Here is an 18,073-nt window from a genome sequence, read left to right on the forward strand (position 1 = left end):
TTGTGTGATCGGACTTTTTACCTGATAAATCCACACAAACAGTATCATGAATTAATCTAGCGGGGAATTCACTAATGGATGATGCAAGGTCAGAAAATGAGTTAACCATAGAAGGCACTTGCGGCGCTTTTCGCATTAATGTTCAACAAAGAAACGCGAAACAAAGCAACCACCTGAGTCATCCGAAATTGGATTGGGTCGCTGAGGAAGTCCCCGTCGCATTGGTCTATAACGGTATTTCTCATGTCGTGATGATGGCCAGCCCGAAAGATCTTGACCATTTTGCCATCGGTTTTTCATTATCAGAAGGGATCATTACTTCTCCGCAGGAAATTCGGGATATCGATTCTGTCATCAGTTGTCACGGCGGCATTGAACTGCATATCGAACTCTCCAATCGCCGTTTTGCCGGATTAAAGGAGCGCCGACGCAGTATGGCAGGCAGAACAGGCTGTGGTATCTGCGGCACCGAACAACTGACAGAAATCTTTCGGCCCATTCCTCCCCTGCCTTTCACCCAAACCTTTTCACTCTCTTATCTTGATATGGCACTTGCCCAATTACCCCATGTTCAGGAAATCGGTGCTCTCACCGGCTGTACTCATGCCGCGGGCTGGTTTGATGCTGAGGGGAAATTGCTTGGCGGTTGTGAGGATGTTGGTCGCCATGTTGCACTGGATAAGTTGCTGGGAATGCGGGCAAAAACGGGCTGGCAACAAGGTGTGGTGTTGGTTTCCAGCCGCGCCAGTTATGAAATGGTGCAAAAAGCCGCCAATTGTGGCGTGGAAATTTTGTTTGCCGTTTCTGCTGCAACCTCACTCGCTATTGAAGTCGCGCAAAAATGCAACCTGACATTGATCGGGTTTTGCAAACCGGGACGAGCAACGGTGTATACCCATCCACAGAGAATAATGGGTTAATCAAGGCAGGGAAACATCCGTTCCTGTCGATTTTCCCCTTATTACCACCATGCCATTTGAGAACCATCGGTTATATAATGATTTAATAATATTCTGTAAAATAGGCTCTCTTATCGTAACTACATGATATTGCAGAATGAAAACGCCAAAAGATAAATTTAAAGAAAAACAAGATGCTATTTTGCATAGTGCTGTCAATCTTCTCATTCAAGAAGGCAGCCGTTCTTTTAGTATGAGAGCACTTGCTAACCATTATGGAATAACGCTAGGAAATTTACAGTACTACTTCCCTAATTTAGAATCTTTATTGGAGGCCTTGTTTAATCAAATTATTTTGGATACAACAACAAGATTGCAGCTTGCTGCTCCTGAACTTAACAAGTTTGATGTCCTGATTGATATCATTTTGACTAATTTACAAGATATCTCTTTATGCACATTGGCGTTAGAAGCGTTGCTGGCAAGTCGTCGTTCAAAAAGTTTACATAAAACTTTAGCCAAGTTTTATCAACATTACATTGAGCAGATAATTACTCTTCTAGATAATTACTGTTCAAATACACCGGAGAATATCAAGAAAGAAAAAGCGCTAATGTTAGTCTCTTTATTTGAAGGCTTATCCATCTTATATTCCAGCCAAAATAAATCGACTTTTGATTTTGATATAAGTAAGCGTTTACGCTCTACTATCATTGCCATTATAGAATCAGAATAATCTCACCTTCCCAGATAGCATACCCAGATTATTTTATGATAATAAAATAAATGGTATCAAATTTCTGCATAGCGGAAATCTGATACCTATGGGAAAAATTTAGACTTTTTCTGTCGCTTTGTAACCTTCTGAATCTATGGCTCTTCACTATTTACACTAAAATTAATCCCTTCCGATTTTAACAACACTTTCAGTTTTTCAGCATCCAAGAACATTTCACCGGTTTTTAAAATATCTGGCATATTATTCTGTATATGTTCAGCCAACTGCATCACTAATGCTGCTGCTCCTAGTGAGGTTAAGTGCGTTTGCCCTTTGGGTGCATTGATTTGTAGATATAGATACTTACTATTGCCTTTTTCATCCACACCTCGTATATCAGTACGAATTTGATGTTGGTGGCCTTTACCAGGATTATATAAAACCTTTCTACGAAGGCGTGTCGAGCACAATTTCCAAATACCTTTTCTGACTAAAAATGCGAGAAGCTGATTACTTTTAGGCTCATCAAAACCAATTCTGGTCGCGACCGTTTTCACATTCATAATTAAAGGTAAAATAAATTGCTCAGGCATATCTATCCGAAAAACTTTATGCTGGCTATTATCACTAAATAAAACTGTTCTTTCGTCAGAAAAAGGGAGAATTTTTTGGTATTGTCCATTCTGTTTGACAGTAAATGGTACTGTTAGCCTATCCATATAATCAACTGAATTCGGGCCGGCTTTATCATTCAACGCATATAAAACACTCATATCGATACTATCAATACTCGAAAATGATTTACTGATATCATTAATGAGCGTCGCGACAATACTCGCCATCCACGATGATGAAAAAATCATGGAACTTGGTTTTTTATTCTGCATGATGACCGCTTTACTTAATGCGGTTTGCAAGCGTTCAGTCCAACGAGTTATGTCTATATACGCAATATGATTCTGATGTGCAAAAACTAATAATTTATCTTGTGGATCATTAACGAGTGCTAAGACGATATCTATCTTTAGATCTTCTGGTAAAGCTGGTTTTTCAATATCAAACGCCAAAGCCTGTGAATTCTGCAAAGTTTGCGATAGTTCTTTTGCCTTACTTATGCTCCTGCCAGCAATAATTAATTCTAAATCAGGGCAATATTGATTGAGAATTTGTGCGACTTGCTGACCAACCACACCATAACCACCAACCAGCAATACAGATATGTTCTTCATTTACTAATCCTCAAAAATAGGTCACATGACCTATTTTTGAGGATCTTTAGATAAATTTCAACAATAATCGCAATGTTATGATATTAAAATAAAATAACCCAAATTATTATACTCAGCAGGTTTCAAGTTGCGGCACAGCATCCCAGCCTTCATCGGGCGACTGATCTAATGAACAAGTGTATTAATAGCATCTTCAAGATGCTGTCCTTTCCTCAGCAGACTGAGTAATGATTTTTGCTTCCATGATAAAGTTCCCATTAAATAGCTTTCCCTTCTCACATTACAGTTTTGTAATATAAAATGTAAAGTCTGTAGTTAACGCCACAGAAAACAACAAGTTAACAATATATTATTATTTCAGGTAAATTTACCTAAAATTAAGAAATGAATTACCAATCATAAAAAACAAAATATAAACAATCACCAATTTAAATTTCATTTATTGGCTTTAATGCTATTATGAAAAAATATAACCATACATAGGAGCCAGTTATCCATGAAATGGTACATTGAGGAAACCTCGAAAATAAACAACGCCATACCCTATGGTAAACAAATTAATATCAGTGCCGGGTTCGGGCCAACAGGGTTACCTCACATAGGAACACTTTGTGAAATCATTCGCACTAACCTGATCAAAAATGAACTAAACAGACTGGGTAGAGAGGTAAATTTCTATTTAATTTCAGATGACTTAGACTCCTTAAGAAAGATTCCATCCAATGTTCCCAATCCAGAAAAACTAAAACCATACTTAGGACTGCCTGTAAATAAAGTCCCAGATCCTTTCGGTATTTACTCTTCATTCTCAGCGATGGCCGAAAGCCGATTATCTGTATTAGCTAAAGCGTATAATGTAGATTGTAATATAGTAAGAAATTCTCTGGCCTATAAAAATGGAGATTATAATTCTCTAATAAAATTATTTCTCGAAAACTTTTTCAGTATAAATAAAATATGTAAAGAATCCACAGGTTTTTTAAGACAAAGAACCTATAATATTATAATGCCGATTTCTGAAAAAACAGGAAAAGTCCTTGAGCATATTATTATAACAAATATAGACAGTAATAATGGAGAAATAACTTATTATATACCCTCAGATGAAATAGTTAATAAGCCCGGGCATGAATATGGTGTAGAGCTGCAAGAGCTTTATCAAGAAGAGATTTTAGACAAAGAACAAACGGTTTCAGTATTTAATGGAAAAGCAAAACTTCAGTGGAAAGCGGATTGGAGTATGCGTTTACTCTATAGGAATATTCATTTTGAAATGTATGGTGAGGATCTGACAGATTCAGCGTCTGTTGCCCGACAAATCTTCGCCACATTGCATAAGCCTGCACCACGTCTTTATAGATATGGTCTTTTTCTTGATGCTTCAGGGAAAAAAATATCTAAATCAAAAGGTAATGGCTTCTCTCTGGATGATGCCAAAAATCTTCTTACACACGAAGCCATCCAGACCCACTTATCAAAAGATCCCAAAAAATCCACTAAATTTTATATAGAACAATCACCTAAATTAAACGACCAAGTAAATATCTCCAATAAAAACAAAAAGCGCTTATCTTTTTTCAAAATATCCAGAATATTACAAGCATCAAAACCCACTAATATCGCCTCTGCAAGAAAATTTCTTGATTTATATCGGAGACATGGAGAAACCATATCAGAAAATGAACTTATAATTAGTTACAATTATTATTCAAAGACTAATAAACACAATAACCATGGATTAACAACAACGCGAGAAAGGGATTATTTCTCATTTATTGCCGAATCAATAAAACAAGAAGAAACTTTATCTAAGGAAGATATTTTAAAACTTATATATTCCTCTTTCACAAAAAATTTTCCTGAACGTGATTCATCACAAATATGGATATTACTTTACAGAGGATTATTTGGTGATATCTGCGGCCCCAGAATTGAAACATGGATAAAAATAAATGATACAAAAGATATCATTGAACACTTCATCAATCCACACACAATAACCTCAGAAAACAAAGAAACTCGCAATGAAATAAAAACAACTGGATCTTCCATGAAGATAAATAAAGATAAGGTTAACGAAATAAAAATGGCAAAATTACTCAGCAAGATTGATTTCAATCAAATCAAAGAAAAATGTGACGCTCTGTCTTTACAGTTAAAAGAAAATAGCAATGCCCTGATTGATGCCTTATCAGGATATCAATGTAAAATGGTCACTGAAGATGAAATTTATCGCTCCGTGGATGTCCTGGAACATATTGATAAAAACAAAGAATATTTTAACCAGAATATTTATGGTGTCACCTCATTCCTGCCTCTTAACCAACCCATTTATGCGACTGTATGTTTTGGTTTTATTCCCTCTCTCATGGCTGAAAATGTTTGTATCCGCCCTCCTACAGCGATGCACCTTCATTATAAAAAGTTTGAGAATATTATTGATCTATCAAAAATATCTTCATCACTTTCAATTTCCTATGAAAACAAAGAGATTTTTTTAAGTAAAAGGGTAAATGTAACTGATGCCGTTATATTTACAGGGACGCCAGAAAATGCAATTAAGGTTCGAAAACATTTCAGGAAAAACACCTTGTTTATCTTAAATGGTGCCGGACATAACCCATTAATCATATCAAAGGATGCAGATATCAATACAGCTATTGAAAGCGCCAAACGGGTTGTTCTCTATAATCAGGGACAAGATTGCGCCGGGCCAAATGCTATATTAGTACACAATGATATATATGATTTATTCAGGGATAATTTAATTACCAGCTTGAAAGATATTGAAGACAAAGTAGGATCTTATTCCGATCATAATAATATAGTAGGCCCTAACAGCGATATAGACCATTGTATAAAGATCGCATCAATGTTTAAAATAAACCGGGATTATTGTACTTATGGTGGAGAAATAAATCCGATAACTGGCATGATAAAACCCACTATCTTTGAAAAATCGCTTTCTATGGGTGGGAATTACAAAGAATTTTTTGCTCCTGTTTTCTTTTTGCAGAAATACCAACAAGATCAAAATCTAGATGATTATTTTTCCAATCCAAGTTATCCTGCCAATGCTATGTATATTTCTTTATTTGGCACAAGCAATTATATCAGTAATGAATTAAATAAAAAGTTACACTTACCGGAAAGCATACTCAATAATACGGATCTACATTTGGAAGAACGTGGTTATCTTCCATACGGTGGACAAGGGCCAGCAGCATCCTGCCTTTGGTATGATGGTAATAGAATTAATGGGAGCACGTTACCACAAAGGGATATATATCAATATCTGGTCAAACCACAACTATAAGTAGCTATAAGTAAAGAGATAAAAATGACATCCGGCTTTAATCAATCATATATGGTGTCCATCATATTGGGAGCATCTCTCGTAGGGTTAGCTATGGGATATACATTACCCATGGTCAGTTTAAAGCTAGCCGGACAAAAACACACTTCAACACTACTGGGAATCATATCGGCACTACCTGCTGTAGGAATGCTGATTTCTTCCATGGTGACCCCCATACTAGCCCGTCGGTATAGTTTAAATAAGTTATTGGGCTTTAGCTTAATACTACTTACGGTTTCAACTTTATTTTCTGTTCAGTTAAACCAAATATATTATCTTGCTATTCCCCGATTTCTGATGGGGTTTGCCTGTGGCGTCATAGTGGTTATCGGAGAATCATGGATCAGCAGTAATACCGGTGACAAGCACAGGGGAACACTAATGGGGCTGTACACCTCAGCATTCACCGGATGCCAATTGTCAGGGCCATTACTGATTTCGATATTTGGCATAACTTCACTGATTCCTGCAATATTACTGGCTATGCTTGCCCTCTTTTGCATTGCCCTTATATTGATAAACCCTTCTGCGTCAATATCGTCACAACCAGAAGAAGAAAACAGCAGGTTTCCCGTATTACCATTAATCATGTCAGCCCCCTGCCTTATCATTGGGGTTCTTTGCTTTTCCTCTTTTGATGCAGTGGCATTATCCATGTTTCCATTGTATGGCTTGTCATTAGGTCTCCCCGAGACAACAACCATTGCATTGATAACATTAATCTTTCTTGGGGATGCTATTTTTCAGGTTCCTATCGGTTGGCTTGCCGACAGAACCAATTTGAAACAGATTCATATGATTTGTGGAGTGATTTTCACTCTTTCCTTATTAGCATTACCCTTTACAGTAAATTCCATTTTTTTATGGATTGATGTCATCATAATGGGAGCATTTGGTGGAGGTATTTATACCCTGTCATTGGTAAGAGCAGGAAAAAAATATTCTGGTCAGATGTTAATTGCCATAAACGCTTTATTTGGTGTCATTTGGGGAATTGGCAGCCTTACCGGTCCCTTAGTAACCGGTGTAGCAATGGATTTATTTAACGAAAAAGGATTTATTATTACCCTTATTTCTATTGGGTTATTGTTTATAGTTTCACACTGGTTTCCCGGAAAACCTATACTTGACAGAAAATCAGGATAAATTCTCTCCCTTCCTCACAGTAAAAAACAAGCAACTCTTAATGAGTTGTCTTATCCGTTCTATCACACAACAAAACTTAACAAAATGACAACATGCTGTCACTTATGATTCACATGACTATTTACTGGGTGTAATTTATTTCAAACGGAAAGCTAAAGGTATTTTTATGACGGGATAACAACATATTCTTTATGCTCAGTGAGGTTAATAATGAAAAAGATCAACATATTAATCGCTGTGTTAGGTATTTTGGGATTGATAACACAGACTCAAGCAAAAGTTGGGTATGGTATAAGCCAAACAGAGACTGACCCACACCTTACAATCGGAGAGAAAAATGGCGAACCCGCCATTGGCATTAGCTTATATAACAATGGTGAACTCTTCTCTGCTTCCGATCTGAAAATGTTAGCTACACGTGACAAGAATGGCGTCTATCGTTTCAAGCTGGAGGACGGGACAAGTAAAAACCAGTATGCCGATATCGCTCAAGTTCCCAATTCAGAAGTTTACTTCGGTGAATGGGCGCAAACTACCCCCGATAAATCGGATAAAACTCATACTGTTTTTTATGCCGGTAAAGATGTAACAACAAATATGCCAAAGGGCGGCACTGCAATCTATACGACGACAGGCATTAGCCAATATAACGGTAATAATCCCCTTTCCGGTGAATTAACCGCAGACTTTGATCGTCAAAAATTGAAGGGTTCACTAAGCAACCGTTCACGAAAGATAGACATTGATGCCGACATAAATAGCTCTGATGCCGGATTTTCAGGTAATGCCACTGCCGATGGTCATATTAATGGCCGCACCGAGGGAAAATTCTTTGGTGATTCAGCCTCCTCCCTGGCAGGTTATGCCACATTTGATAGCGACAGGAGCAAGGATACTGCTTTCGGCGGTACTAAAAAGTAATTGTCAATTTTACAGATAACAGTGCCTAAAATGGCGCTGTTATTTTCTCTTCCTCATCTGCTTTTCTTAGCCCTGTTTTTTTTCTGTCTATGTTGCTGTTCCTTTTCAAAAAAATGGGCTTTATGAAGGTATTTTTCTATGGCTGACAAGAGAAAATTTCCTATATTGTTACTGGCTTCATTCCTCGCCTTATCAGCTTATGCCGATGAAAATATTAACCACAAACTTTGGAAAGAAGCACGGTATAGTCAAAAAATTAACACTCAACAACTTAATAATCAAAAACTTAAAGATATTGGTCAGGCACTATACCTTGCCATCAACTATCAACAGTGGCGAGACGTTAGACGTCTTCTGGCAGCCTATCAAAAACTGCCCGGGTACAACCCGCTACTCGTTGATTTCGCTCAAGGTGGGCTGGCGCGCCTTGAGGGGAATTTGACGCTCGCAGCCTCTTATTACCAAAAGATCCTACGCCAAAAACCGAATCTCACGCGCATCAAACTGGAACTGGCTCGTGTGTATTTTGAAGATGACAAAAACCGGGAGGCTGAACAGTTATTTGATGGATTAAGTAAACAGCGACAATTACCAGAAACGGTTTTGAAAAACATCGACCGTTATATAAAAGCAATAACCCTAAGAAATGGCTGGCGCAGTTCATTCTCATTAGGCTATGTCTATAACGATAATATAAATATATCTCCAAATCAGGAACCGATTTGCCTGATCTTCAAGGAAGATAAATGCGTATATAAACGGAAAGTACCAAAAGCTATCAAAGAATGGGGGATCACTTATAACGCTACGTCAAGCCGCCGTTACCAACTTATCGGCCATCACGGTCTTTTTGGTCGCGTACTGATTTATGGTGAAAACTATCACCATTACCACGATGAAAACGAGAATATATTTTCGCTGGTCAGTGGCTACAACTATAAAAGCAGGAACCATGACTTATCCTTTGGTCCCCTATTTGAATATAAACAACAGGCAGGAAGTACCAAATACCATGCCATTGGTGCAAAAATAGAATGGCAGTGGGCTATAACCCCCCAAACCACGCTCAACGTCGAACTTGGACATAAGCAATTGAGTTATCAGCCGCTTTACCGCAGTAAAGATGGCACTCTTTCCTCATCTTATGTCAGCCTATCTCATGCTATCAACAATAGGCTGGTTCTGTTTGGTGGCCCTAGCTGGAGCTATCGGAACAATCAACAACCCGCATTACGCTATCAGCAATGGGGAATCACTGCGGGGATAGCCGGACAGCTTTATTCCGGCATTGATGGTGCGTTGTTTGTCACACTGAAAAAACAACACTTTGGAGCCTACAACGCATTATTGGGTGCCAAACGTCAGGATGATGAACAGATCTATACTGCTTCCATTAAATTCCCTGCCACCAAGATATTAGGTATGACACCATCTTTAATTTTCCGCCACTCACGTAATCACAGCAATGTGGGCTGGATGTACAGCTATGAGAAAAACGAAGTACAGATACAACTAGAGAAATATTTTTAGTCGAGGCGATGAAACACCCACAAATTAGGTTCAATGTAATAGGCCATCTGTTTTTCAGCATCCACCACCAATGGCACTAAACCGCCCGGAATGATGTATTCCCCGCTTTGCGGAAATTTCATCCCTGTCCACTCCTGCCACTGTTCCACTGTGCCATAAATATCCATAGAACGGAGGGCTGGCTTGATGATTTTTGCGCCCAAGCGGCAATGAGTGCGGATCCACGGATCAAACGGTTCGCCTTTGTCATTTTTCCATTCACAATACTGTACAAAATCCTGCAAAGGGTATTTGCTTTTCAAACTTGGCCTGACGGGAACAACCAGCCCATCCAATCCTGCCTCACGAGCGGTTTGTTTTACGCTATTGATGAGTAAAGCAGGCACATTCTGGCCTCTGAATTCTGGATCAACCGTTACGGACAGCGCTGACACCATATTGGCTTTTTTCTTTCCCTTTGCTTCTCCACCCGCATGGAGCACAGCATCCCATCCCTCATCGGGCAACTGATCTAATGAACTATATTCCCAGGGAAAAGGGACTGAATCCAGCAGACCAATCAGACGCTCTTCCTGCCCCTGTTGCAGGATGGCCAATTTTTGGAAGCGGCTGAAATCAGGTTCATATAATTTATGCCGATATTGTTCAGCAACTGCATCATGATGCATAAATTCAGGCCAATTGCTATAAATAAGCGTATCAATAGCATCTTCAAGATCTGTCCTTTCCTCAGCAGACTGAATAATGATTTTTGCTTCCATGATAAAGCTCCTATTAAAAGTTTCTTCACCAGAAAAATAGATAAAACTCATAGAAAAAATATATTTAAATTTCTTATCATCAGAAAACAGAATAACAAGTTAACAATATATCGTTACGTTATTCTTTGATATTTAATTTAATCATAGGCGATTATTTTATACAACCAGGCGCTAATTACCCTTAATAAGAAAAATAAAACCCAATTTAATAAAATTAATTACATGAATACTTATCTCATTAACATTTAGTTGCAATGGTTATTATTTTATTGATAATCAAATTGTTAATAACACAATAATATTAGGTGATTAAATCTAACTGTATCACATTTTTAGCAAAAATTTAGATTATTCCTTTCGCATCAAAAAACAAAATAAATAATTAAAATTCAATTAATTGTACAAAAAAATCATCATTAACCCCCACAAAAACCGACACAAATAGTAATAATTATCATTTACATTATCATTTGAACAGTGTACGTTTTTTTCGCGCAATAAATCAGGCCGTTTTTAAGATTGGGTAACGAGGGATCCCCCATTCCAAACGAGGATAATCATGAAAAAAATAAACGTATTAGTCGCCGCTTTAGGTGCATTGGGATTTATGGCACAAGCTCAGGCAGCGGTTGGATTTGGTCAGAGCCAGATAGATACTACACCACACATTCAGGTTGGTGAAACTAAACCCGGCTCAGGCCCACACGGCGGCAAAGGTGGTGAACCGGGTATTGGTGTCAGTTCCGTTTATGGTGGTCAAATCACGGGCTTTGCGGGTTTGACTCGCATGGCACCTGCTGACAACAATGGTATTCATAATATCTCAATGGCAGGCGCACCCGGCTCTCACGGCGGTATGGGGGTATTCCATTTCAGTAAAGTTGCCAATGCAGATGTTTACTTTGGTGAATGGTCTCAAACGGGTAAAGCATCGGATAGCACCCACACCGTTTACTATGCAGGCAAGGACGTAACCACCAATATTCCAACCGACGGTACAGCAACTTATACGGTGACAGGTATTAACCAATACAGCGGTGACAATGCGCTGTCCGGTACATTTACCGCAGATTTTGGTGAGAAAACACTGGTTGGTTCACTGGCAAATACCGCGATGGCAATAGATATTGATGCCAATATCGATGCTGACGCTAAATTTGAAGGCGTAGCCATGACTGATGATTTAATTGGGAAAACGGAAGGCCACTTCTTTGGCGACAGCGCATCCAGCCTGGCGGGATATGCGAAATTTGCTGATGACAGCACCAAAGATACCGCTTTTGGTGGTTCTAAACAGTAAACATTAATTTTTCAGAGAACAGTGCCATTTCTGGCGCTGTTCTCTGTTTTATTTTTAATAACGTGAGCTTTTTGGTCTGGTTTCCCCGATGTCTGACAATAGAACAACGCCAATATTATCCGTGGCACTGATGGCTCTATGCCTCTCCCTGCCCGTTTATGCCGATGAAGATACTCCACGAAAAATCTGGCAGGAAGCACAACATAACCAACAGGAAAATGAAACCAATCTGATTACACCAGATCCTGTTTTCATTGGAAATGACGCTTCACTGATTGTGATTAATGGGCAAACATTTCAGGTTGAAAATAATATTGATGATATCGGTCAGGCTTTATTCCTTGCCATTAACCACCAGCAGTGGCCGGACGTCAAACGCTTTCTGGCGTCTTACCAAAAACTGCCGGGGCATGATGTTATGTTGGTCAATTTTGCCCAAGGTGGATTGGCACGTCTTGAGGGAGACTTAGATCTCGCTGCCTACCATTACCAACAGATTCTGAATCAACAACCCGATTTTCCCCGTATTAAACTGGAACTGGCCCGTGTCTATTTTGAGGATCATAACAATCGGGAAGCTGAGCAACTATTTACTGGATTGAATGAAGAAAAGCAGTTACCCGAAGCCGTCTTGAAGAACATTAACAGCTATCTGGAAGCGATAGAGCTGAGAAATGGCTGGCGCGGCTCTTTTTCAGCGGGTTACGCCTATAACGATAATGTGAATATGTCTTCCGATAAGGGTTCCGTTTGTCAGCAATACTCAAAAAATCAATGCGTTAATAAGATGGATATCCCCAAAGCCATCAAAGCATGGGGCATGTCTTATGACGCAACATTAAGCCGGCGCTATCAACTTACTGGCCATCATGGCATTTTTGGTCGTGGCCTGATTTATGGTGAAAATTACCGTGATCACCATGATGAAAATGAAAACACATTCCTGCTGGTCAGTGGCTACAACTATAAAAGTAAGAACCATGATTTCTCTTTTGGCCCCCTGTTTGAATATAAACAACGTGCAGGAGATACCTATTACCGTGCCACAGGAGCTAAAACAGAGTGGAGATGGGCATTTACCAATAAAACAGCCCTCAATGTTGAACTTGAGCATAAGCAGCTACGCCATCAGCAGAATCTCCGTCGGAAAGATGGTGATCTTTCCTCAACCTACCTCACCCTATCCCATGCCATCAGCAAAGACTTTGTGCTGTTTGGCGGCGGCGACTGGCTTTATCGGGGTAACGACCGGTATGCCGTCGATCGCTATCAGCAATGGGGCGTTCGGGCAGGCATCGCCGGACAACTCTATCCCGGCATTAATGGCTCACTGTTTGCCACGCTGAAAGAACGCCGTTTTGGCGCTTTCAGTCCAATGCTGAATGCCAAACGTCAGGATACAGAACAGATCTATACCGCCGTCATTAAAGTCCCTGCCGCTGAAATATGGGGGATGACACCTTCTTTCACCTTCCGCCATCGACACAATCACAGCAATGTGGATTGGTTGTACAGCTATAACAAAAACGAAGTGCTGATAAGGCTGGAAAAATATTTTTAATCAAAATCTGATGATTTTTTATTTTTGATGATAATCGACAAATAGAGGCGAGGGATATCAATGGCATACCGAGTTAAAACACAATTCACCCCTATCACAATTGCATTGTCACTGGCATTTTCACTGGCCGCCCCGCCCCTGTTTGCCGAATCCAAACCGACAGTCACAACCTCAAGCGGCAAGACGGATCTGGGCAAGATTCATGTCACAGATAAAAGTGATAAAGATGAAGAGGGGTATAACGCGGTCTATGACAAAGATATCGCCAATATTTATATCGGCAAAAAGGAAATAGAACGCTATAAGGGCACTTCTCCCGCCGATTTAATTAAAGGCGCGGTTGGCGTATACAGTGGCGATGCCCGCAATGGTGGCGCGTTAGATATCAATATCCGTGGCATTCAGGGACAGGGACGCATTCCCGTCACGATTGATGGTACGGAACAGGCGATTACCGTAGGACGGGGTTATCATGGTGCCAATAACCGCAACTACATCGATCCAAACCTGATCAGTAGCATAGAAATCGAAAAAGGCCCCTCTTTGAACCGCAGAGTTAAAGGATCAATCGGTGGTGCAGTATCCATCAAAACATTAACCATTGATGATGTCGTACCGCAAGGGGAAACTTTTGGCATCAACGCCAAACTGGAAACCAGCAGCAACTCCGTGAGAGAACGTACTCCTTCCCTGTCATTGGGGCAGGACTACCGTGACATTCCCGATTTTGTTCACAACGATGCCGAAACCGATCCTGCATTGAAAATTACCCCGCATTCGTCAAAAGACAATAAGCTGTTTGGCTTCAAAGATAATGCGTTCCGTCTCGCAGTGGGCACACGGCAGGAATATTTTGATTTGATGCTGGCCTATGCTTATCGCCGTCAGGGTAACTATTTTGCCGGCAAGGGAGGTGCTCATCGTTATGATGAACCAATCACAGCCGCTGATGAAAAACTCATGACAGGCGCATTAAACAGTTTAGATCCTTATCTGCCATTTGCGGCCCGTATTTATCGCCCCGGCAATGAAGTTCCCAATACTTCCAGTGAAATGCGCTCTGTATTAATAAAAAACACTTGGCATGTTACCGATGATCAAGCCCTGCAACTGGGTTTCCGCAATACGCGAATGGAATTCGGCGATATTATGCCTTCAAGGCTGGCAATGGTACTTGCTGAAGACAATGTGGTTCCCCAATGGCCATTAGCCAATGCCCGTCAACAAGCCGCCTACCTGACCTATAAATGGCATCCCGTCAATAATCCCTATATCGATTTCGACATGAATCTGTGGACAACCCGCACGACGAGTAACACCAACACCGCAGGTGGATATCCCCGTAGCCCGGTTGACAGAGATTATAAATGGGAACACGGCACCGATGGCAGGAACCCCAATATTGATGGCACATTGATAAATACCTCTGTCACCAATGCTCAAAATAATCGTTGGGGGCTGGATATCTCAAATAAATTTGAACTCACCCGTCATTTGGATCTGACTTTGATGGGGAATTTCCAACGTGAGCGCCTTAACTCCAGTGATGGCTACAATCCCTATAATATGTATTTCTTCCAGTCACCTGCCAGAAAAGGGCAACGTCAGGAAATCAATCTTGCCTTTAACTTTGACTGGCGTCCTACTTCATGGCTGGCATTGAGCGCTGGAGCCAAACGCGTTTCCTATTGGTCTAAAGATGATTTTCTCACTGAACGACGCGCCGCAAGAGATGAACGTTACGAAAAACAGAAGGAAATCATTGGGCATCAAATGAGTTATTTCCGAATACCGACCGAAAGAGAGGCTTATATAATCCAAAAAATGCATGGAAAACCACTATCTCAGATGAGCCAAGAAGAAAAAAAAGAGCACCGTAAGATATGGAGAGAGTACTTTAAGATAAAAGCAAAGAAAACCACTTTACGCGATGGGCAATACTGGATGGCTGAAGAAAAATTCACTTGGAATTACGATCCCAACAACGGCCAGCTCAATAAAAGCGATAACCCCTATTTCAATGGTCAACTGGATATGAATGAAAAGGTTATCGACCCAATAAGCGGTAAAGAAGTTTATAAATATAAATACGGCACAACGGTTAATGCAAATGGTATAGCAGGACCTGAAGTTGACGATCCCTGGGAAACACCGTCAAAACGTAAGGATCACGCTTGGGCTCCGACCTTCTCTGCTACCGCTTATGTCACCGACGATTTCCGTATCTATACCCGTTATGCCGAAGCGGTCAGAATGCCCAGTATTTTTGAAGATACCGTCGGTTTTTCAGGTGCCAAAACTAACCGCGTAGGCCAACAGTTCAAACCTGAACGGGCCAAAACCGCAGAAGTCGGCTTAGTCTATGATTTCAGCCAAGTGGTCGAAGCTGAACGCCATGCCGATATTAAACTTTCTTACTACAACACGGTCATTGAGAATGTTTTCGACAGGGATAATACCTATAAATTCTCCCAATTAGATAAACAGAAACTGGCCGGTCTGGAACTACAGGCGCGTTACGATAATGGCAGTTTCTTCACCGATATGGGGTTGGTCTATAACATGAAAAACAAGGTGTGTGACCATAACTCAGTTATGAGAATGGATTCCCAAAATCGCTACGGCATTCCTGAATGTATTGATGGCGGTTTTCCCGGTGGTTATTTACGTACCTCCATCCAGCCTAAATACTCAGCTAACCTGACCGTCGGCGCACGTCTGCTTGATGAAAAACTGGAGTTAGGCAGCCGGATGCTCTACCACAGCAAGGCAGAAAACAAAGATGAAAAGTGGCTGATGAATGTTTTGCCGGATGATTATAAAGGGCAGTCCAACAACCCAATGCGCTGGAACCCGGTATTCACCGTTGACGCCTATATTAGCTATCAAATTACGCCAGCCATATCGGTAGAGCTGACGGGCACAAACCTGACCAACCGCTATTATCTCGATCCGTTGACCCGTTCGATGATACCAGCGCCGGGCAGAACCTTTAAACTCAGTCTAACCAGTCAGTTCTAGCGGCTTGTTTTATTAGAGGATCGTATGACCAACGCAGCCATATTGGATAATTCAGTCGCTAATTCTTCACTGATACTCGGAAAACGCTTTCTGACTGGTATCCTGATTGCCATTTTAGTGCATACCAGTCTGATATGGCTGTTAAACCGACATGCTTCGTATGATGATACTGCCCATCATATCAACAACAACGCTTCTATGACGGAGCTATCCATTACGATGGTGGCCGCCCCATCTCAGGAGAATAAACCGGAACCGGTTTCTCTCCCGTTCCCACTTTTGACGGCACCGGAATCACCGGCCAAACCGGCAATCGTGCTGGATAAGGCGGTTCACCCTGAAAATAAAGTGGAGAAACCGAAGAAACGCCAAAAACAGCAGAAAGAAAAGCCGCAAGAAGTGGCAGAGACGAAGCCTGTTCAATCACCACAAGTACAGAAAAATAGTCATACAGAGCAACAAACCAATGGCAGTGATCAAATTCATTCAGAAGGCAGTATCAGCCGGGCTACAACTTCACAGCCTTTAGTGGGGCAAGGAAACAGTGCCGTAGATAATTACCAAGCAAGACTGCGGCAGGAAATTGAACGCTACAAAGACTACCCCCGTAAGGCAAAAAGGATGAAGCAGGAAGGAGCAGTCATGATCAACTTTACCCTGCTTGATGATGGTACATTAAGCGCTGCCAGCGTGGTGAGTTCTTCCGGTAACAGCACATTAGATAACGCTGCACTCAATGCCGTTAATCGTGCCAGTTCAGTTGGCCCCAGACCTGTCGGCATGGAACCGGATGTTACATTAACACTCGATTTTGCGTTGAGATAAAACAATCCTCGCTCCCAAAGGGAACGAGGATTTCGTCATTGTGGCTAACCTTTATGCGCCACATCCATCCCCGCCATCAATCACCAACCCTTGGGCGGTAATCATGGCTGCGTCTGAAGAAATGAAAAACATTACGGTACTGGCAACATCCTCAGGGCTGACCAATCGCTTCAGCGGGATCCGTTTTTCGATGCGCCTGAGTAAAGCCGATGTTGAACATCCAAGCAGTTTTGCCTGTGGCTCTAATCCTTCCAACAACATTGGTGTATCTACCCAAGAAGGTAATACCGCATTTACGGTAATTTGCCTTTCTGCCAAATCCAAAGCCAACGATTTCGTTAACCCAAGCAAAGCATGTTTTGATGCACAATAAGCACTATTGTGTTTCTTTCCTGCCTTACCAAGAATAGACGAAATAATGACAATTCTGCCTCCAGAAATGATATTGGGCACAACATTCGACAATAGGCGTTGGACTGAATGCAGATTGGTCGCCAATATCGAATCCCAAATATCATTATCACAAATTTCATTGTCATTATCTTTACCATGGCTAATAACTATTCCCTGTAATTTGATCTCCTTAAGCAAAGGCATCAATTGATTAGCTATGGCATTTTCATCAACTAAGTTAATTTGAACTGTCTCAATTAAACCCGGAAATTGTTCCGCCAGTTTATTTAAACCTTCATGATTAATATCAATAGCAATAATTTGATAGCCAGCCGTCAGCAATTTCTGGCAGACCGCATAACCTATTCCACTGGCAGCACCCGTTACAATAAACGTCAACATGACATTTTC

General features: G+C 40.8%; 13 protein-coding genes. 10 read left to right on the plus strand and 3 right to left on the minus strand.

The genetic code is table 11. From position 1 onward, the window contains the following. Window positions 1-74 precede the first annotated feature (74 nt). Entirely contained in the window at window positions 75-920 is an 846-nt protein-coding gene (gene fdhD / locus Xenpb_RS08585; protein WP_187653944.1) for a formate dehydrogenase accessory sulfurtransferase FdhD, read from the plus strand. A gap of 136 nt (window positions 921-1,056) precedes the next feature. Then, window positions 1,057-1,635 carry a TetR/AcrR family transcriptional regulator gene (locus Xenpb_RS08590; protein WP_187653945.1) on the plus strand — a complete coding sequence of 193 codons (579 nt, stop codon included), beginning with the start codon at window positions 1,057-1,059 and terminating at the stop codon, window positions 1,633-1,635. Between the two features lie 134 nt (window positions 1,636-1,769). Here the strand turns inward: Xenpb_RS08590 and Xenpb_RS08595 are convergent, their stop codons facing one another. Then, entirely contained in the window at window positions 1,770-2,846 is a 1,077-nt protein-coding gene (locus tag Xenpb_RS08595; RefSeq protein ID WP_187653946.1) for a saccharopine dehydrogenase family protein, read from the minus strand. 496 nt (window positions 2,847-3,342) lie between these two features. Here Xenpb_RS08595 and Xenpb_RS08600 point away from each other — a divergent pair, with 496 nt between their 5' ends. The 4 genes from Xenpb_RS08600 to Xenpb_RS08615 all read left to right on the plus strand — a co-directional run bounded on the left by Xenpb_RS08600 (window position 3,343) and on the right by Xenpb_RS08615 (window position 9,801). Continuing rightward, window positions 3,343-6,162 (plus strand): aldehyde dehydrogenase family protein, encoded by a 2,820-nt coding sequence (locus Xenpb_RS08600; protein WP_187653947.1) that lies wholly within the window; start codon window positions 3,343-3,345, stop codon window positions 6,160-6,162. Window positions 6,163-6,255: 93 nt separating this feature from the next. Beyond that, complete coding sequence (locus Xenpb_RS08605) at window positions 6,256-7,350, plus strand: MFS transporter (protein WP_187653948.1); 1,095 nt, start codon at window positions 6,256-6,258, stop codon at window positions 7,348-7,350. Between the two features lie 210 nt (window positions 7,351-7,560). Continuing rightward, window positions 7,561-8,271: a Slam-dependent surface lipoprotein gene (locus Xenpb_RS08610; RefSeq protein ID WP_187653949.1), complete on the plus strand. Its 711-nt coding sequence runs from the start codon at window positions 7,561-7,563 to the stop codon at window positions 8,269-8,271. Between the two features lie 138 nt (window positions 8,272-8,409). After that, window positions 8,410-9,801, plus strand: coding sequence for a porin family protein (locus Xenpb_RS08615; protein WP_187653950.1), 1,392 nt, complete (start codon window positions 8,410-8,412; stop codon window positions 9,799-9,801). On the opposite strand, the gene Xenpb_RS08620 is transcribed toward Xenpb_RS08615, so the two are convergent. Then, the gene (locus Xenpb_RS08620; RefSeq protein ID WP_187653951.1) at window positions 9,798-10,562 is read right to left on the minus strand and encodes a GNAT family N-acetyltransferase; all 765 of its coding nucleotides are present in this window, start codon (window positions 10,560-10,562) and stop codon (window positions 9,798-9,800) included. The genes Xenpb_RS08615 and Xenpb_RS08620 overlap by 4 nt on opposite strands. Window positions 10,563-11,121: 559 nt before the next feature. Here Xenpb_RS08620 and Xenpb_RS08625 point away from each other — a divergent pair. The 4 genes from Xenpb_RS08625 (at window position 11,122) to Xenpb_RS08640 (ending at window position 17,269) form a co-directional block, all read left to right on the plus strand. Next, window positions 11,122-11,862: a Slam-dependent surface lipoprotein gene (locus Xenpb_RS08625; protein WP_187653952.1), complete on the plus strand. Its 741-nt coding sequence runs from the start codon at window positions 11,122-11,124 to the stop codon at window positions 11,860-11,862. Between the two features lie 88 nt (window positions 11,863-11,950). Further along, window positions 11,951-13,423, plus strand: a complete 1,473-nt coding sequence (locus Xenpb_RS08630) for a porin family protein (protein WP_187653953.1) — start codon at window positions 11,951-11,953, stop codon at window positions 13,421-13,423. Between the two features lie 60 nt (window positions 13,424-13,483). Further along, window positions 13,484-16,444 carry a TonB-dependent receptor gene (locus Xenpb_RS08635; protein ID WP_187653954.1) on the plus strand — a complete coding sequence of 987 codons (2,961 nt, stop codon included), beginning with the start codon at window positions 13,484-13,486 and terminating at the stop codon, window positions 16,442-16,444. Between the two features lie 24 nt (window positions 16,445-16,468). Next, complete coding sequence (locus Xenpb_RS08640; RefSeq protein WP_187653955.1) at window positions 16,469-17,269, plus strand: energy transducer TonB; 801 nt, start codon at window positions 16,469-16,471, stop codon at window positions 17,267-17,269. A gap of 51 nt (window positions 17,270-17,320) precedes the next feature. On the opposite strand, the gene Xenpb_RS08645 is transcribed toward Xenpb_RS08640, so the two are convergent. After that, window positions 17,321-18,064: an SDR family NAD(P)-dependent oxidoreductase gene (locus tag Xenpb_RS08645; protein ID WP_187653956.1), complete on the minus strand. Its 744-nt coding sequence runs from the start codon at window positions 18,062-18,064 to the stop codon at window positions 17,321-17,323. Between the last annotated feature and the right edge of the window lie 9 nt (window positions 18,065-18,073).

It is taken from the genome of Xenorhabdus sp. PB62.4 (genome assembly GCF_014467285.1).
Lineage (GTDB): Bacteria > Pseudomonadota > Gammaproteobacteria > Enterobacterales > Enterobacteriaceae > Xenorhabdus.

Excerpts from the sequence above, each read along its gene's own strand:
- fdhD (WP_187653944.1), top strand. The coding sequence starts at position 75 with ATGGATGATGCAAGGTCAGAAAATGAGTTAACCATAGAAGGCACTTGC.
- Xenpb_RS08590 (WP_187653945.1), top strand. The coding sequence starts at position 1,057 with ATGAAAACGCCAAAAGATAAATTTAAAGAAAAACAAGATGCTATTTTG.
- Xenpb_RS08595 (WP_187653946.1), bottom strand. The coding sequence starts at position 2,846 with ATGAAGAACATATCTGTATTGCTGGTTGGTGGTTATGGTGTGGTTGGT.
- Xenpb_RS08600 (WP_187653947.1), top strand. The coding sequence starts at position 3,343 with ATGAAATGGTACATTGAGGAAACCTCGAAAATAAACAACGCCATACCC.
- Xenpb_RS08605 (WP_187653948.1), top strand. The coding sequence starts at position 6,256 with ATGGGATATACATTACCCATGGTCAGTTTAAAGCTAGCCGGACAAAAA.
- Xenpb_RS08610 (WP_187653949.1), top strand. The coding sequence starts at position 7,561 with ATGAAAAAGATCAACATATTAATCGCTGTGTTAGGTATTTTGGGATTG.
- Xenpb_RS08615 (WP_187653950.1), top strand. The coding sequence starts at position 8,410 with ATGGCTGACAAGAGAAAATTTCCTATATTGTTACTGGCTTCATTCCTC.
- Xenpb_RS08620 (WP_187653951.1), bottom strand. The coding sequence starts at position 10,562 with ATGGAAGCAAAAATCATTATTCAGTCTGCTGAGGAAAGGACAGATCTT.
- Xenpb_RS08625 (WP_187653952.1), top strand. The coding sequence starts at position 11,122 with ATGAAAAAAATAAACGTATTAGTCGCCGCTTTAGGTGCATTGGGATTT.
- Xenpb_RS08630 (WP_187653953.1), top strand. The coding sequence starts at position 11,951 with ATGTCTGACAATAGAACAACGCCAATATTATCCGTGGCACTGATGGCT.
- Xenpb_RS08635 (WP_187653954.1), top strand. The coding sequence starts at position 13,484 with ATGGCATACCGAGTTAAAACACAATTCACCCCTATCACAATTGCATTG.
- Xenpb_RS08640 (WP_187653955.1), top strand. The coding sequence starts at position 16,469 with ATGACCAACGCAGCCATATTGGATAATTCAGTCGCTAATTCTTCACTG.
- Xenpb_RS08645 (WP_187653956.1), bottom strand. The coding sequence starts at position 18,064 with ATGTTGACGTTTATTGTAACGGGTGCTGCCAGTGGAATAGGTTATGCG.